The 514-nt window shown below is 55.6% G+C and carries 1 protein-coding gene; it reads left to right on the top strand.

Annotation, left to right across the window (positions count from 1 at the left end; genetic code table 11):
- Window positions 1-187 precede the first annotated feature (187 nt).
- Window positions 188-490 carry a transposase gene (locus tag ACUHMQ_RS21015; RefSeq protein WP_445297383.1) on the top strand — a complete coding sequence of 101 codons (303 nt, stop codon included), beginning with the start codon at window positions 188-190 and terminating at the stop codon, window positions 488-490.
- Window positions 491-514 lie beyond the last annotated feature (24 nt).

Here is a 514-nt window from a genome sequence, read left to right as displayed (position 1 = left end):
AAGTACGCCGTCGCTTTTTTTAAGATGTCCCGTTCCATCCTGGCTTCGGCCAGCTCCCGACGTAGTTGCCGGTTCTCCGCAGCCAACTCGACAGCGCTCTGCATGCCTGCACCTGGTACGCTTGCTGAGGTAGCCTGAATTCCGTAGGCATACCTGATTAGTAACATTGAGCCAACAGGAGGCTGCGGTGAGCAAGAGAAAAACACAAAGCTATACGTCGGAATACCGAGCGGAAGCCACCAAGTTAGTGCTGGACCAAGGGTTGTCGGTTGCCGAAGCAGCAACACGATTAAATATGAATCAGGGCACTTTGGCTTATTGGGTGACCCAAGCCCGTAAAGGCAAGACAGTAAGCGTGTCAGGTGCAGGCATGCAGAGCGCAGTCGAATTGGCTGCGGAGAACCGGGAGCTGCGTCGGGAGCTGGCCGAGGCCCGGATGGAACGGGACATCCTTAAAAACCGCCCACACGGCGCACCGCGTCCCTTGTGATTAGAAACACTCTGAGACGTACAC

The sequence above is a fragment of the Chitinimonas violaceus genome, assembly GCF_052601015.1.
Note: the sequence above shows the minus strand (reverse complement) of the source record. Positions and strands in the feature narration are given on the sequence as shown.